11 protein-coding genes are annotated in these 16,536 nt (G+C 72.8%); 3 read left to right on the forward strand and 8 right to left on the reverse strand.

The window, feature by feature from the left end; genetic code table 11:
• Positions 1–240: 240 nt before the first annotated feature.
• Positions 241–1,518, reverse strand: coding sequence for a CdaR family transcriptional regulator (locus MUY14_RS27635; protein WP_247013334.1), 1,278 nt, complete (start codon positions 1,516–1,518; stop codon positions 241–243).
• A 306-nt stretch (positions 1,519–1,824) separates the two neighbouring features.
• On the opposite strand from MUY14_RS27635, the gene MUY14_RS27640 reads away from it, so the two are divergent.
• A complete protein-coding gene (locus MUY14_RS27640; protein ID WP_247013336.1) occupies positions 1,825–2,520 on the forward strand; it encodes a hypothetical protein in 696 nt (231 codons plus the stop codon).
• Positions 2,517–2,876 carry a GntR family transcriptional regulator gene (locus MUY14_RS27645; protein ID WP_247013338.1) on the forward strand — a complete coding sequence of 120 codons (360 nt, stop codon included), beginning with the start codon at positions 2,517–2,519 and terminating at the stop codon, positions 2,874–2,876. The genes MUY14_RS27640 and MUY14_RS27645 overlap by 4 nt, the downstream gene beginning before the upstream one ends.
• Before the next feature lie 24 nt (positions 2,877–2,900).
• Here MUY14_RS27645 and MUY14_RS27650 read toward each other — a convergent pair whose 3' ends face one another.
• The 5 genes from MUY14_RS27650 to MUY14_RS27670 all read right to left on the reverse strand — a co-directional run bounded on the left by MUY14_RS27650 (position 2,901) and on the right by MUY14_RS27670 (position 12,019).
• Positions 2,901–3,692: an arginase family protein gene (locus MUY14_RS27650; protein WP_247013339.1), complete on the reverse strand. Its 792-nt coding sequence runs from the start codon at positions 3,690–3,692 to the stop codon at positions 2,901–2,903.
• Positions 3,689–7,066, reverse strand: a complete 3,378-nt coding sequence (locus MUY14_RS27655) for a pyruvate carboxylase (protein WP_247013341.1) — start codon at positions 7,064–7,066, stop codon at positions 3,689–3,691. Before MUY14_RS27655 ends, MUY14_RS27650 begins: the two co-directional genes overlap by 4 nt.
• Before the next feature lie 133 nt (positions 7,067–7,199).
• Positions 7,200–8,096: a S8 family peptidase gene (locus MUY14_RS27660; protein WP_247025266.1), complete on the reverse strand. Its 897-nt coding sequence runs from the start codon at positions 8,094–8,096 to the stop codon at positions 7,200–7,202.
• Positions 8,097–8,139: 43 nt separating this feature from the next.
• Positions 8,140–10,824, reverse strand: a complete 2,685-nt coding sequence (locus MUY14_RS27665; RefSeq protein WP_247013343.1) for a caspase, EACC1-associated type — start codon at positions 10,822–10,824, stop codon at positions 8,140–8,142.
• Between the two features lie 55 nt (positions 10,825–10,879).
• Positions 10,880–12,019, reverse strand: coding sequence for an erythromycin esterase family protein (locus MUY14_RS27670; protein ID WP_247013345.1), 1,140 nt, complete (start codon positions 12,017–12,019; stop codon positions 10,880–10,882).
• Between the two features lie 31 nt (positions 12,020–12,050).
• Here MUY14_RS27670 and MUY14_RS27675 point away from each other — a divergent pair, with 31 nt between their 5' ends.
• Entirely contained in the window at positions 12,051–12,662 is a 612-nt protein-coding gene (locus MUY14_RS27675) for a TetR/AcrR family transcriptional regulator (protein ID WP_247013347.1), read from the forward strand.
• Between the two features lie 4 nt (positions 12,663–12,666).
• Here MUY14_RS27675 and recG read toward each other — a convergent pair whose 3' ends face one another.
• A complete protein-coding gene (recG, locus tag MUY14_RS27680) occupies positions 12,667–14,820 on the reverse strand; it encodes an ATP-dependent DNA helicase RecG (protein WP_247013349.1) in 2,154 nt (717 codons plus the stop codon).
• Between the two features lie 4 nt (positions 14,821–14,824).
• The gene (locus MUY14_RS27685; RefSeq protein WP_247013351.1) at positions 14,825–16,402 is read right to left on the reverse strand and encodes a DAK2 domain-containing protein; all 1,578 of its coding nucleotides are present in this window, start codon (positions 16,400–16,402) and stop codon (positions 14,825–14,827) included.
• Positions 16,403–16,536 lie beyond the last annotated feature (134 nt).

The raw sequence follows: 16,536 nt of genomic DNA on the forward strand, positions 1-16,536 counted from the left end.
ATCACCGCGACGAACACCCTCCCCGCCACCGCGAATGTCGGCGTCGTGATCCCGCAGGTGTTCTGGGACCCGCTCAACCGGGCCTTCTGCTTCCGGGCACCGGCCCGGCGGCGTTCACCGCGGGCTCGCCGGGGTCCGCTACGCCCCCCAAGCCACGCCGTTCTCACTTGCGATCGAGCTTCACCGCCAACCCGGTGCAGAACCGCTGCTTCAGCCCCACCGTGGTGGTGACGAGACCACTCAGTTGGGCGTCCACTGTGGACGCCCGGCCCCGGTGCGCGGCGACGGCAGCAGGTCGCTCACCGGGTACCGCAGCGGGAGCGGGGCCGCGCCCGCGCGCAACGCCAGCTCCATCTCGAAGCGGGCCGCCGGGTCGCGGAGGCTGTCGCCGAACGTCGCCTGGAGCTGGCGCATCCGGTAGCGGACCGTCTGGGGGTGGACGCCGAGGCGTTCCGCGATCTCCACCACGTTGCCCTGGCTGTCCAGCCACGCCCGCAGCGTCTCCAGGAGGCGCTCCTGCTGCTTGCCCGTCATGTCCGCCAGCGGCGCGAACAACCGGTGCCGCAGCGTGCCGACCAGGCCGGCGTCGGAGTTGACCAGCAGCGTCGCCAGGTGCTCTTCCGCGCGCAGCACCGGCCGCGGGGCCAGCACGCCGCGTTCGGTCAGCTGGAGCGCGTTCCGGGCCCACCGCAGGGAATCCGCCACCGACGTGAGCGGGACGCACGGTCCGATCGAGAGGCGGCAGTCCGGCAGGGCCACCTGCAGGGCCGCCAGGCGCGGGGCGCTCAGCTCGCCCGGCACCACCAGTTTCGGGTCCGCGGTGTCGAGTTCGGCGAGGACGTCCGCGTCCAGCCCGGCGTGGCGGCGGGCCGGGGCGACGCCGCCCGCGGGGCAGACCGCCACCGGGGTCGCGTCGGCCGGGACCGGCCAGCCGATCAGCTGGGCCAGCTCGGCGATCGCCTTGGGCGACGCGGGCGGGGTCTCGAGGATCAGGTGGAGCAGCTTGCGGCGCCACGTTTCCAGCGCACCCGCCGTGCGCGCCTTCGCCTCCAGGTAGCCGTCGAGCGCGACGGAGGCGAGTTCGTCCATGAACGCCAGCATCGCGTCGGCCAGCTGGGACATCACCGCCGACGAGAGCCCGCTTCGCCGTCCCACGCGCATGATCCGCCGCCACGACACGCGCGCGCCGACCCGGTACGCCGACTGCAGCGTGTCGAGGCTGCGGCCCTCGCGCATTTCGTTCTGCCCCAGCCGGTGGTGCACCTCGTGGGACTGCTCCTTCGACACCGTCGGATCGGCGATCTGCGCGACGAACAACGTGATCGCGTACTCGACGCCGGCGCGGATCGACTTGCCGTAGGGCCCGTCGAGCGGGCGGGCGTAGGCGGGGATGGTCGCGCGGATCTCGTCGACGATCTCCGCGGCGAGGCTGCCCAGCTCCGGGCGCAGGATGTCCGCGAGCTTGCGGGGCAGTGCGGCCGGTGGCGCAGCGTGTTCGAATCCGCGCTCCACCGTCATCGCAGCTCCTTCGCTCCGCCCCCGGACTCCGGCGCGCGCACGCGCGACCGGGTACCCCGCACCTGAAGCGGGGTGACAACGGACACATCGAAAAACTAACGCCGAACGTGTCACTCGAATGAGAGGAAACCGATTTCTTGTCATTTTTGTGACAAGTTCACGAGACCTGCCTGCGAAACGCTGACAAGTACCCCGCCGACTGCACCTTCACGTGCATACGAACGGCCGTACCCGCGACGGGCGGCTCGCGCTGCGGCCACCCGGCGTGCTTGTATCGTGTGGTTGATACAAGCGAGGAGGTTCGGCATGCCGTGGGACAACGTGCTGGCGGTCGCGCTCTTGGGCGGGCTGATCGGGCTGGCGATCCTGATCGTGCTCTGGCCGGGCGAGAAGCACGGCAAGCGCTTGCTCGAACGCTGGGGCGTCCCCGGCCCGGACGCCGAGGAGGTCGCGCTGGCCGTCCGGTACCTGAAACGGCGCCGGCTCTGGTACCCGTGGCTCTTCCTGGCGCTGCCGCCGCTGTTCGACGACACGACGACGGGCTCGCTCGTGGCCACGCTGCTGCTCGGCGGCCTGATCGCCGAGCTGCTGGCCCAGCGGCCCGCCCGCGGCCCGCGGCGGGAAGCCGACCTGGCCCCGCGCACGCTGACGGCGATCGCCCCGGCCTGGGTGCTCGTGCTCGGCGCGCTGGCGGCCGCCGGGTCGGTCGTGCACCTCGCCGTGACGGCCCAGTGGAAGTTCCTCGCGCTCGCGGTGGGCACGGTGGTGCTCTGCGCGGCGATCACGGCGCTGGCCGTCCGCCGTCCGTCGGCCGGCGCGGCGCGGGCCGACCTGGCGCTGCGCTGCCGCAGCGCGCGGGTGGCGATCGGACTGGGCATCGGCGGGGTGACGGCGCTCGGCTGGCCGGGCGGCGACCTGGCGTCGTTCCTGGTGGTCGTGGCGGGCCTGGCCGCGTTCCTGGCGGTGACGGCCCCGCTGAAACGGCTCCCGGCGGCGGCGTGAAGATCGTCGTCGACACCGAAAACGGGCTGGCTCCCTGGCGGCAGGTGCACGACCAGGTGGTCCACGCGGTGACGACGGGGGCGCTGGCGGAGGGCACGCGGCTGCCGCCGATCCGCCAGCTGGCGCGGGACCTCGGGCTGGCGTCGGGCACGGTGGCGCGCGCGTACCGCGAGCTGGAGGCGGCGGGCTGGGTGACGACGGCCCGCGCCCGCGGCACGGTGGTCACCGTCCCGCCCGGCCGCCCGGCCCCGGCGGAGCTGCTCCTCGCCGCGGCCACGGCGTACCTGACCCAGGCCCGCGACCTCGGCGCCGACCTGGACACCGCGATCAACGCCCTCCGCGCGGCCTGGTCGTGAGTGTTCAGGGCGGTCAGGACCGCTCTAAACACTCACGAGAAGGCGACCCACCGCGGCCAGGACGGGCTCCAGCACCTCGACCTCGCGAGGCGTGCCCACGCACTCCGTGATCCCGGCGCCGACGATCTCGTACCCGGCCAGCGCGTCGAGCTCGGAGACCAGGCGGCCGATCGTCCAGCCGTCCGGCTCCGGGTGGTTGAGACCGGGGAACTCCGCCGGATCGAGCACATCCAGGTCCACGTGGACGTACAGCTTCTCCACGCCCGTCAACGCCGCCACCGAAGTGACGGCGAGACCACGGGAGACCGCCGCGCGCTCCTCCGGGTCGAACACCCGCGTCCCCAGCAAAGCGACGCTGCCCGGCGCCAAAGCCGGGTCGGCCGCGAACTCGGCGTCGCCCTCACCGAACAGCGAGCGCAGCACCATTCCGTGGAACGCGCCCGACGGGGACGTCGAAGCCGTGTTCAGGTCCGGGTGGGCGTCGAACCACGCGACGCCGAGGCCCGGCCCGTGCCGGAACCGCGCGACGCCGATCGGGACCAGCTCGGCCCCGCAGTCGCCGCCGATCGTCAGCACCGGGCCGCCCGGGGCTTCCAGTGCGGCCAGCTGGGCCGCGCGGTTCGGGCCCGTCAGCTCCGCGCGGGACGCGATCCCCCGGTCCACTTCGGACACTTCACGCGTCTGCCGGACGTGGTGGACGGGCCGGCCGAGCACGTGCCCGGCCAGCTCCGCCAGTGCCAGGCAGCCGTCCGGCAGCTCCGCGGAACGCGGTCCCACCGCGCCTTGGCGCTGCGGGACCGCGTTGATCAGCGTCATTCCAGGACGAGCAGGAGATCGCCGCCCTCGACCTGCTGGACGGAGTTGATCGCCAGCCGGCCCACCTTGCCGCCCGCGGACGCGGTGATCGACGCCTCCATCTTCATGGCCTCGATCGTCGCGACCGTGGCACCGGCCTCGACCGTGTCGCCCTCGGAAACCTGCAGCGTGACCACGCCGGCGAACGGCGCCGCGACCTGCTTCGGGTTGCCCTTCTCCGCCTTCTCGGTCGCCGGGATGTCCGAGGCGATCGAGCGGTCGCGGATCTGGATCGGCCGCAGCTGGCCGTTCAGCGTCGACATCACCGTGCGGACACCGCGCTCGTCGGCCTCGCCGATCGCTTCCAGCTCGATGAGCAGCCGGACGCCCGGCTCGAGGTCGACCGGGTACTCCTCGCCCGGGCGCAGGCCGTAGAAGAAGTCCTTGCTGGGCAGCACGGACGTGTCGCCGTAGGCCTCGCGGTGCGCCTCGAACTCCTTCGTCGGGCCGGGGAACAGCAGCCGGTTGAGCGTCCGGCGGGGCTGCTCGGCCAGCGCCGTGCGGTCCTCTTCGGACAGTTCGGCGACCGGCTTCGCCGCCGCGCGGCCTTCGAGGGCCTTGGTGCGGAACGGTTCCGGCCAGCCACCGGGCGGGTCGCCCAGCTCGCCGCGCAGGAAGCCGATCACCGAGTCGGGGATGTCGAACTTGTTCGGCTCCGCCTCGAAGTCGGCCGGCGAGACGCCCGCGCCGACCAGGTGCAGCGCGAGGTCGCCGACGACCTTGGACGACGGCGTCACCTTCACCAGGTGCCCGAGGATCTTGTCGGCGGCGGCGTACATCGCCTCGATGTCCTCGAACCGGTCGCCCAGGCCCAGCGCGATGGCCTGCGTGCGCAGGTTCGACAGCTGCCCGCCGGGGATCTCGTGGTCGTAGACGCGCCCGGTCGGCGAAGCCAGCCCGGCCTCGAACGGTGCGTAGATCTTGCGCACGCTCTCCCAGTACGGCTCCAGGTCCCCGATCGCCCGCAGGTCCAGCCCGGTGGTCCGGGCCGAGTGGTCGGTGGCCGCCACGATCGACGACAGCGACGGCTGCGACGTCGTGCCCGCCATCGACGACACCGCGCCGTCGACGGCGTCCGCGCCCGCGTTGATCGCCGCGAGGTAGGTGGCCAGCTGGCCGCCCGCGGTGTCGTGGGTGTGGATGTGCACCGGCAGGTCGAACTCCTTGCGCAGCGCGGTGACCAGCTTGGTCGCCGCGGGCGCGCGCAGCAGCCCGGCCATGTCCTTGATCGCCAGGACGTGCGCCCCGGCGCCGACGATCTGCTCGGCCAGCTTCAGGTAGTAGTCGAGCGTGTAGAGCTTCTCGCCCGGGTCGGACAGGTCCGAGGTGTAGCAGAGCGCCACCTCGGCGACCGCGGACCCGGTCTCGCGCACGGCTTCGATCGCCGGGCGCATCTGCTCGACGTCGTTGAGCGCGTCGAAGATCCGGAAGATGTCGATGCCGGTCTTCGTCGCTTCCCGGACGAACGCGGTGGTCACCTCGGTCGGGTACGGCGTGTACCCGACGGTGTTGCGCCCGCGCAGCAGCATCTGGAGGCAGATGTTCGGCACGGCTTCCCGCAGTGCGGCGAGGCGCTCCCACGGGTCCTCGGCGAGGAACCGCAGCGCGACGTCGTAGGTCGCGCCGCCCCAGCACTCCAGCGAAAGCAGCTCCGGCAACGTGTTCGCGACGACCGGTGCCACGGCGAGGAGGTCCTTCGACCGGACGCGGGTGGCGAGCAGCGACTGGTGCGCGTCGCGGAACGTCGTGTCGGTGACGCCGATGTGCGGCGACTTCCGCAGCCACTCCGCGAACCCGCCCGGGCCCAGCTCGACGAGCTTCTGCTTCGACCCCGGGGCCGGCTGGGCGTCCTTCGGCAGCTTCGGCAGCTTGACCGTGGCGTCCGGCGTCTTCGGGCGCTCGCCGTGCGGCTTGTTGACCGTCTGGTCGGCCAGGTAGGTCAGCAGCCGCGTGCCGCGGTCGGCGGACTGGCGCGCGGTGAGCAGCTCCGGGCGTTCCTCGATGAACGACGTCGTGACGCGCCCGGCGCGGAAGTCGTCGTCGTCCAGGACCGCCTGCAGGAACGGGATGTTCGTGGCGACACCGCGGATCCGGAACTCGGCGACGGCGCGGCGCGCGCGCCCGACGGCGGTCTTGAAGTCGCGGCCGCGGCAGGTGAGCTTCACCAGCAGCGAGTCGAAGTGGGCGCTGATCTCGGTGCCGGAGAAGGCGGTGCCGCCGTCGAGCCGGATGCCCGAGCCGCCCGGCGAGCGGTAGGCGGAGATCATCCCGGTGTCCGGGCGGAAGCCGTTGGCCGGGTCTTCGGTGGTGATGCGGCACTGCAGGGCGGCGCCGCGCAGGTAGATCTTGTCCTGGGAGAGGCCCAGGTCGTCCAGGGTCTCGCCGGACGCGATCCGCAGCTGCGACTGCACGAGGTCGACGTCGGTGACCTCTTCGGTGACCGTGTGCTCGACCTGGATGCGCGGGTTCATCTCGATGAAGACGTGGTTGCCCTGCTTGTCGAGCAGGAACTCGACGGTGCCGGCGTTGCGGTAGCCGATCTGCTTCGCGAACTTGACGGCGTCCGCGCAGATGCGGTCACGCAGCTCCGGGTCGAGGTTCGGCGCCGGGGCCAGCTCGACCACCTTCTGGTGGCGCCGCTGCACCGAGCAGTCGCGCTCGTAGAGGTGGATGATGTTGCCCGCGCCGTCGGCAAGGATCTGCACCTCGATGTGCCGCGGCTCGACCACGGCCTTCTCCAGGAAGACGGTCGGGTCGCCGAAGGCGGACTCGGCCTCGCGCGCGGCGGCCTCGATGGACTCGCGCAGCACGGCGGGGTCCTCGACGCGGCGCATGCCGCGCCCGCCACCGCCGGCGACGGCCTTGACGAACACCGGGAAGCCCAGCTCCTCGGCCGCGGCGACCAGCGCGTCGACGTCGCTCGACGGCTCGGACGACCCGAGCACGGGCACGCCGGCCTCGCGCGCGGCCTTGACCGCGCGGGCCTTGTTCCCGGTCAGTTCGAGGATCTCGGCGCTCGGCCCGACGAAGGTGATGCCCGCTTCTTCGCACGCGCGCGCGAGGTCGGGGTTCTCCGAGAGGAAGCCGTAACCGGGGTAGACGGCGTCGGCGCCGGCCTTCTTGGCCGCGGCGACGATCTCGTCGACCGAGAGGTAGGCGCGCACGGGGTGCCCGGGTTCGCCGATCTCGTACGCCTCGTCGGCCTTCAGCCGGTGCAGCGAGTTGCGGTCTTCGTGCGGAAACACGGCGACCGTCCCCGCGCCCAGTTCGTAGCCGGCGCGGAACGCTCGGATCGCGATCTCCCCGCGGTTGGCCACCAGCACCTTGCGGAACATTGCCCGGTCCTTCCCGTATGGATCGGTAAGTCAACGCACGTTACCCGGTTCTTCCCGCTCTGCGGGAGTTCCATACCAGGTGATGGACATCATGCGCGTGGAAGATTCGCCGGGCCGCCGGTGGGGCAGCTTCTCAGGTTCCCGGCGGCGCGTAAAGGAGCCGGTTGGCGGTGCCGTCCGGGACGCCCTTGAGGACGTCCGTCGTCGCGGCCTGAACAAGCGCTTGGTCCACCTGCGCGGGGCCCGTTTCCGGGTGCTGGGCGCGGTAGAGCGCGGCCACGCCGGCGGCGAACGCGGCCGCCATCGACGTCCCCGATTCGGGTCCGGCGCCGGTGCCGCCGGCGATCGGACCGGGAATGTCGACGCCCGGGGCGTACAGGTCGACGTCCTGGCCGAAGTTGGACGCCTTGTCGGGGTGGTCCTGGGCGTCGGTCGCCCCGACGGTGAGCGCCTCGGCGACGCGGCCCGGGGAGAACCCGCTCGCGTCGGCCGTCTCGCTGCCCGCCGGGACGGCGACCGGCACGACCGCGGCGAGCCGCTTCACCGCGGCGTCGAGCTGGTCGTTCGGCACCCCGCCGATCCCGAGGACGGCGACGGCGGGCTGCTGGGCGTTCTGCGCGACCCAGTCGAGGCCGGCGATGATGGCGTCGGTGGCGCCGCCGCCGTCCTTGTCGAGCACGCGCACGGGGACGATCTGCGCGCCCTTCGCGACGCCGTGGTCCTTGCCGGCGGCGATCCCGGCGAGACGGGTGCCGTGGCCGTTGGTGTCGGTGGTGTCGGAGCCGCCGTTGAGGAAGTCCCGCCCGGGCGCGACGCGGCCCTGGAAGTCGGGGTGGTTCGCGTCGACGCCGCTGTCGATCACGTAGATCGTGACGCCCGAGGCGTCGGTCGCGTAGTGGTAGGCGTGGTCGAGGCCGGTGCGCTGGTCGATCCGGTCCAGCCCCCAGCCGGGCGGGTCGGGCTGCACCCCACCGGCCCCACCGGCCGCGGCCGGCCCGGCGAGCACGGTGGCCACGGCCGCGAGAAGCATCTTCATGATCGTCGTGGTACCCCGGCGGTGCGGGGGCGACAACTCAGGGCTGTCCCTCGATCGGCTGATTCCGCCGGGCCAGGACCACGGTGTCGACGACGAGCAGCAGGATCGCGCTCGAGGCGATCACCTGCCCGGCGACGGTCGAGTGGCCGGCGACGGCCACGAAGGTGGGCACCAGGACACCCGCGAGCCCGGCGGTCCCGGTGGCGAGCACGGCCCACCCGCTCCGCAGGGAGATCGCGACGGCGGGGATCAGGACGGCGAGGATGGCGCCGACCAGGAAGTAGGCGGCGGCGCGCCCGGCCTCGCTGTCACTGTGCCGTGAGAGCTCCCCCAGCTGCGTGAGCCAGGCGGCGGCGAGGAGGACCCCGAGCCCGACCGCGGCCCAGTCCGGCCGGCCGCGTGCCCGTCCGGCGTCTTTCCGCAGGATCACCGCCGCGCAGACCGCGGCGATCGTCCAGGCGACGTGCGCGAGGAGCAGGAAGGTGTAGCCGGCCCCGAGTTCGGCGTCGCTGTCGGCGGTGTAGGTGATGGCGTCGCCGAGGAAGCGGAGGAGCCCGAAGAGGCCGGCGAGCCCGGTCCCGAGCAGGAGAGCGGGGCCGGTGCGGGTTCTGGTGCGCGGCGCGAGGGCCAGGATCCCGGCGAGAGTGGCGCAGGCGGCGACGATCCCGACGTAGGTCTCCATGCCGGGCCGGAAGTAGGTGAGGGGTTCGCCGTACCGGTAGTGGAGGCCGAGCCCGACGACGGCGAAGACGGCCCCGGTGATGGCGGCGATCCCGGCGAACCCCCCGACCGGATCGACGGCCCCGGCTGCGGCTGCGGCTGTCTGCCCGGGCGGGGTCGCGAGCTTCGCCGCTTCGGCTGCCGCCGCCGGCGCTGGTTCCGGAGCCTGCTTGGCCTCGACCGCTGGTTCCGGCAGGTTCGCCGCTTTCGGAGCCGGCTTCGCTGCCACAGCCGGCGCCGTTTCCGGCGAGGTGGCCGGCTTCGCCGCTTCGGCTGCTTCGGTCTCGCGTCCGGGTCCGGCGCCGACCTCCGGCGTGGCTTCCGGCTCGGGAACGCGTCCCCATGTGGCGTTGGTTGCGTCCAACGCACCCAATGTGGCGTTCGGTGCGTCAGACGCACCGAACGCCACGTTGGGGCGCTTGGTGGCCTCCGCCGCGGCCGTGGGTACCGGCGCGGCTGGTGATGCGGGCGGGAGTGCGGGCTCCGATGCGGCCTGCCGTGCGGCCGCGGGGCCGGGTGCGGAACCCGCTGCGGGGCCGGACGTGATGTCGGGTGCTGCGGGGCCGGGCGCGAGGTCGGGTGCCGGGCCAGGCGCGGGGTTCGGAACGGGCGTGGGTGCCGACGCAACCTGTGGCGTGGGCGCCGGTGCGGGGACGGGTTCGGAACCCCCTGCGGTACCCGGCGCCGGGTCAGGCGCGGGGTTCGTAGCGCGCGTGGGTTCGGGAGCGGGGGTGTAAGCGGGTGCAGGCGTGGGAGCGGGGGCGGGCTCAGGGGCGGGGATCGCGTCGATCTCCACCTCCACCACCACGTCGCCGGTCGGGCCGGTCACCACCAGCTTGCCCCGGCGCGTTCCCTTCTCCCCCGCCGTCGCCATCAGGTTTGCGCCGCCGTCGACCTCCGTCACCGCTATCCACGGGTGGGACGGCTCGAAGCGCACCTCCCGCGCCACCGGTGGGCCCAACGCCCGCACGGTCGCCGTACCCGGCTCTCCCGCCGGGGCCGAAAGGTGGATCGCCGGCGAGTCCACCCGCACCGCCACGTCACCCAGCGCGTCCGAAGCCGCCGCTGCGATGTGCTCGATGTCCGTCGATGCCATCACCTTCAGCGCCTCGAACGCGCCCATCGCCACCGGCAGGTTGTCGCTCGACAGGCGGCGCCGCAACTCCGCCACCGCGCCCAGTCTGGTGAACGGGTTCTCCGCCGTGATCGCCGCCGACAGGTCCGCCGGGATCGGGGACGGCTTGATCCGGCGGCGTCTGCTCTTCGCCAGGTACAGCTCGCCCTGCATCTCGATGTCGCGGCTGGGCGTCTGCTTCGGGTTGCGCTCGCGGACGCGGTCGAACAGGTACTCGTACAGCTCGCCCAGCGCGATCCAGCCGTCCTCGTCGCGGTCGGCCTCGCCCGTGCGCAACCCCTCCACCAGCGCCGACGTGAAAACCGACGGTCGCGCGGGCTGGCCTTCCGCCAGGTGGGCGCCCTCGAAGGCGTACTCGATCGAGTTCGACGCCGTGATCACCGCCCGGCCGCGGCCGCCGCGGAAGCTGTCCAGCACGTTCGCGTCGCCCGACGAACGGACCGCCACGCCCTGGCCGAACGCGCCGCCGTAACAACAGTCCAGCAGCAGGACGATGCTGCGCGAGCGGCTCTGGCTGACGCACTGCTGGACGAACTGCGCGGGCACCGCCGTCGAGCGCAGGCGGTCCGGGCGGGTGTTGCGGGCCGCGAAGTACAGGCCGCCCGAGTCGTCTTTCAAGCCGTGGCAGGAAAAGTGCAGCAGCAGGACGTCGTCCGGGCGGCCCTCCGCGCACAGGTCCTCGATCTCCGCCTGGACCACGTGCGCGGTTTCGTTGCGGACCACCTGGACGTCGAAGTCGCTGATGGCCCGGTCGGCCAGCACCCCGGCGAGGGCGTCGGCGTCCGCCGCGGGTGAGCCCAGCCGCTGCAAACCCGCGTTGTCGTATTCGCCGTTCGCGACGATGAGCGCGCGCCTCCGCCCCGCCATACCGAACAGGGAACGCCTGCCGCACCCGTTGCGGCAAGCAGCCGAACGGGCACACCTATTCGGCGCCGGACCGGAAAATCGTTTCCTGCCCTTTCAGGCAGACGACGGCGTCGAACGCGGCCGCCACGTCGACCGGCACGGAAGCGTGCGCGTGGCGGATGCCCGAACCCGCCGGCCGCGCGACCACGCACGGCGCCCGGTCCGCCAGCACCGCTTCGACGCTGCCTTCCGCGGGCTCGCCCATTTCCTGCTCGAACATCCGGAACCCGAGCGGCGCGGTTTCCTCGGGCGCCAACCCGGTCGTCGTTCCGGAAACGGCCGTGATCGCCAGCGCGAAATAGCGGTCGCCCAGTTCCCCGGCGAGGTGGGTGCCCGCCGACGGCGCCGTCATGCCGGGCATCGGCGAGAACGGCACGCGCTGGAGGTGTCCGTTGTGGAGCATCAGGACGATCTTCTCGCCCGGGTGCAGCCGCCGCAGCAGCCGCACCGTGGCCGCCATGTAGGTGTCCCGCGACGAACTCTGCGGTTCGGGCGCCCGGCCCGCCATCAGCGCGTCCAGCTCACGCAGGTAGAGGTCCACGCGCAACGCGCCCTCGGCGTGGTGCACGGCGACTTCGTCGTAGCCGAGCGCCACCGCGTGTCCACAAAGGACGGTAAGGGCCGCGGTCGCCGCGTCCCGGGCCTCGACGCTCATCTCCTTGTACCGCGCGGGAGCGATCGCGCTGCTGACCGACGCGTACGGTTCGCACGCCGCCAGCGCCGTGTCCACAAGGGACACGTTGGCCGGGTCCACCCGCAGGACGTGCTCGCGGAGCGCGTTCAGCGCGGGCACCGGCGACCCCGCGGAACCCGGGACGTCCAGCCCGGCGAACCGCACCCCGCGGCCGCGCAGCCAGGTCAGCATCGCGTGCACTTCCGCCGAATCACCCAGGCCGAAGGTGAAGCCCGCACGCGCGACATCGGCGACGTCGCCGGGCCCGCCCCGCAGCCACGAGTCGACCAGGTGCCCTTCCGGAAAGCCGCCCTCGAACCCGAGCACGGTGAACCCGCGCTCCTCGACGAGGTGGCGCAGCAGGCGGTCGCGCAGCGCCCCGAACTCCCGGATGTGATGGTTGTTCTCACCGATCGCGACGACCTCGGCGTCACCGATCAGGTCGGCGACGGACGCGACGGCGACGGACTCGGTTTCTGGCATACTGGGCACACTAACGCAACAGGAGTAGCAGTTGGCAACCGAGATTTCCGGCACGCGCCGACCGGGCGGCCGCACCGAGCGGACCCGCCTCGCCGCGCTGAACGCCACCCTGGAACTGCTCGGGGAACGCGGGTACGCCGAGCTGACCGTCGAGGCGGTCGCCGAGCGCTCCGGCGTGCACAAGACGACGCTGTACCGCCGGTGGGAGTCCGCCGAAGGCCTGGTCGCGGCGGCCCTGCTGATGGGCACCGAGCAGCCGTGGACCGCGCCGGACACCGGTTCGCTCGAGGGCGACCTGCGCGAGGTCAACCTGGAGCTCGTCCACTACTTCACCTCGCCGGGCGAGCGCGAGCTCCCGACCGCGTCGATCTCGGCCGCGTTCCTCTCCCCGCGCGCCGCGGACGCCCTGCGCGAGTTCTACGTCGACCGCCACGCCCGCTCCGCCCCCATCGTCGAGCGCGCCGTCGAGCGCGGAGAAGTCCCGGCCGGCACCGACCCGGTCGAGGTCGTGCGCGTGGCCTGCGGGCCGGTCTTCTACCGCCTGTTCGTCTCCCGGGAAGGCGTGACACCGCGGGACGCCGGAGTGGCGGCCGCCGCGGCCGCAGCCGCCGCGAAAGCCGGGGTGTTCACGAAGACAGACTGACCCGTCAGCTCTTCTCCAGGTACTCCGCCCGGTCGACGTCGACGACGTCGTCGACCATCTGGGCCAGGCCGCGGTACTTCTTCAGCTCCGGGTCCTGCTCCACGATCTCCTGCGCGCTCTGCCGGGACGCCGCGATGACGTCCTCGTCGCGCAGCAGCGACAGCAGCTTGAGCGTGGACCGCTTCCCCGACTGCGCCGCGCCGAGGATGTCGCCTTCGCGCCGCAGTTCCAGGTCCAGCCGGGACAGCTCGAAGCCGTCGGTGGTGGACTCGACCGCCGCCAGCCGTTCGCGGGTCGCCGTGCCGTCGAGGGCCTCGGTGACCAGCAGGCACAGCCCCGGCACGCTGCCCCGGCCGACGCGGCCGCGCAGCTGGTGCAGCTGGCTGACGCCGAAGCGGTCGGCGTCCATGATCACCATCGCCGTGGCGTTCGGCACGTTCACGCCGACCTCGATGACGGTGGTCGCCACGAGAACGTCCAGCTTCGCCGCCGAGAACGCGCGCATCACCGCGTCCTTGTCGTCCGGGGGCATCCGGCCGTGCAGCACGCCGATCTTCAGGCCCTGCAGCGGACCGTGCTCCAGCTCGGGAGCGACTTCGAGGACCGCGAGCGGCGGCCGCTTGTCGCTCTTGTCCGACGGCGGCTCGTCGCCGATCCGCGGGCAGACGACGTAGGCCTGGTGCCCCTTGCCGACCTCTTCGCGCACGCGCTGCCAGATCCGCTCGAACCAGGCGGGCTTCTCGGCGACCGGCACGACCGTGGTGGCGATCGGCGAGCGCCCGACCGGCATCTCGCGCAGCGCGGAGACCTCCAGGTCGCCGTACACGGTCATCGCGACCGTGCGCGGGATCGGCGTCGCCGTCATGACGAGCACGTGCGGGCTGGTGTCGCCGGCGCCGCGGGTGCGCAGCGCGTCACGCTGCTCGACGCCGAAGCGGTGCTGCTCGTCGACGACGGCGAGGCCGAGGTCGGCGAACTCGACGTGGTCCTGGATCAGCGCGTGCGTACCGACGACGATCCCGGCTTCGCCGCTGACGATCTCCAGCAGCGACTTCTTGCGTTCCTTCGCCCCCATCGACCCGGTGAGCAGCGTCACGCGCGTGGCGTTCTCCGCCGCGCCCAGCTCGCCGGCCTGCCCGAGGTCGCCGAGCATCTCCCGCAGCGACCGCGCGTGCTGCGCGGCCAGGACCTCGGTCGGCGCCAGCATCGCGGTCTGCCGCCCGTTGTCGACGACCTGCAGCATCGCCCGCAGCGCCACGACCGTCTTGCCGGAGCCGACCTCGCCCTGCAGCAGCCGGTTCATCGGGTGCTCGGTCGCGAGGTCCGCGGCGATCTCGTCGCCGATCCCCCGCTGGCCCGCGGTCAGGTCGAAGGGCAGCCGCTTGTCGAAGGCGTCCATCAGGCCGCCGCTGACGTGCGGGTTCGCCTTCGCCGGGCGCGAGATCGCCGAGTGGCGCCGCTGCGCGAAGATCAGCTGGACGGCCATGGCCTCGTCCCACTTCAGCCGCTTCTTCGACGCCTCCAGGTGCGCCCAGTTCTCCGGGCGGTGGATGCCGCGCAGCGCGTTCTCGAGGTCGGCGAGGCGGTGCAGCCGCCGAAGGTCCGCGGGCATCGGGTCGTCGTCGACCTCGAGGACGTCGAGCACCTGCCGCACGCACTTGGCGATCGACCACGTCGGCATCCCTTGCGCCGCCGGGTATACCGGGATGATCGCGGCGAGGAAGTTGTCCATCGCCTCGGCTTCGCGCTCGGCGTCGAACAGCTCGTACTCGGGGTTGGTCAGCTGCAGGGTGTCGCGGAAGGCGGACACCTTGCCGGCGAACAGGCCGGTCTTGCCGGGGACGAGGTCCTTCTCCCGCCAGGCCTGGTTGAAGAAGGCGCAGGTGAGCCGGCGCTTCCCGTCGGTGATCACCATGTCGAGGATGGTGCCGTTGCGCGCCTTCATCCGGCGCTTGCTCACCTTTTCGACGCGCGCCAGCACGGTGGCGTGCTCGCCGAGCTCCAGCCCGGCGATGTCGGTGAGCTCGCCGCGCTCGGCGTAGCGACGGGGGTAGTGGCGCAGCAGGTCGCTGACCGTCTCGATGTCCAACGACGTGGCGAGCGCCTTCGCCGTCTTGGCGCCCAGCAGCAACGGCAGCTTGTCGCGCAGTCCGGCCATCTCGCTATTCGACTCCCATCAGCAGCACCGTGCCCACCTGGCCGCTGGCGTAGCTGGTCAGCTCCACCTCGGGGTGCTCCACCCGCAGCTGCTCCGCGAGCTCCCCGGCCACCCCGGGCGGCGCGGCGGCCCCGCTCAGCACCGTCACCAGCTCGCCGCCGAGCGCCAGCATGCGGTTCAGCACGTTCATCGCGGCGGCGACCAGGTTCGTCTCCGACGCGGGCGCCGGCTCGATCAGGACCACCTCGTCGTCGACCAGGCCCACGACGTCACCGGACTGGGCCCGGCCCACCCAGGTTAGCGACTCCTCCTGGGCGATCCGCAGTTCGCCACGCCTGGTCGCGGCGGCGGCTTCGGCCATCGCGACGACGTCGTCGTTGGTGCGGCGGCCGGCGTCGTGCACGGCCAGGGCGGCCAGCACCTGCACCGGCGACACGCACGGGATGACCACGACGTCCCGGTCGGCGGCCATCGCGTGCCCGGCCGCGGTGTCGACCGCCGCGGTCAGCGCGACGCTGCCCGGCAGCACCGTCACGTGCCGCCCGGCGGCCTCGTTGAGCAGGCTGATCACGTCCTCGACGCTCGGCGTCCGCCCCTCCGGCACGGCGAGCACCGGGATGCTTTCGGCGCGCAGCAGCTCGGCCAGCTCCCCGCCGTGGACGACGGCGACGACCGTGCGGTCGATCCCGCCGCCGGGTTCGATCGGCGTCGGCGTGAGCAGCGGCTCGACCCGGATCCGGCGCGGGCGGCCGAGGGCCAGGCCGGCCTCGATGGCGCCCCCGATGTCGGCGCAGTGGACGTGCACGGCGTGGCTGCCCGAGCCGTCGCCGGCCACCGTGACGCTGTCGCCGAGGCCGCTGAGCTCCTTGCGCAGGGTCGGCAGGCTCGCCTCGTCGACGCTGTCGAGCAGGTACATGACCTCCCACGCGTAGACCTCGCTGTGCGGGGCGGCGTGGACTTCGAGGGCGTGCTCCTGCTCGACGGGCGCGCCGGTGAGCACCCCGACCAGGGCGTCGAGCACCGCCACGAGCCCGCGGGCACCGGCGTCGACGACCCCGGCCCTGGCCAGCGCGGGCAGCTGCTCGGGTGTCTTCTCCAGGGCGTACGCGGCCTCTTTCGCGGCTTTCGCGGCGATTTCCGCCAGGGGGCTCGTGTCGCCGCGCACGGCGAGCGCGACGGCGTGCAGCACGGTGAGGATGGTCCCGGCGACCGGGCGGCTGACGGCGCCGGTGGCGACCTCGTCGGCGTGGCCCAGCGCCTCCGCCAGCCACGCGCCGTCCAGCTCCCCCTCGGCGCGGTCCGCGAGGCCGCGCACGACCTGGGACAGGATCACGCCGGAGTTGCCCTTGGCGGCGGCCACCGCGCCCCGCGCGAGGGTCTTCAGCGCTTCGGCGGCGTCCGCCGGCTGCGTGGCGGCCAGTTCTCCGGCCGCGCCGGTCATCGTGAAGAGCATGTTGGAGCCGGTGTCGGAGTCGGCGACGGGGTAGACGTTGATCCCGTCGATGGCCGGGCGCAGGGTCGCCAGGCTGTGCACACAACCCGCAGCCCAGGCCGACACCGCCGCCGCGTCCAGCACCCGCACCCCGTAACCTCCTGACCGGTCTCCGGGCAGCGTATCGACCCGGTGCCGGGGGCCGCGAAAGCAGTAGTTACTATGGTCGAGTTGCCCAGTGCATCTGGGCTCATCTCTATGACCCAGATCCAAAGGAGTTCGAC

The sequence above is a fragment of the Amycolatopsis sp. FBCC-B4732 genome (assembly GCF_023008405.1).
Classification (GTDB): domain Bacteria; phylum Actinomycetota; class Actinomycetes; order Mycobacteriales; family Pseudonocardiaceae; genus Amycolatopsis; species Amycolatopsis pretoriensis_A.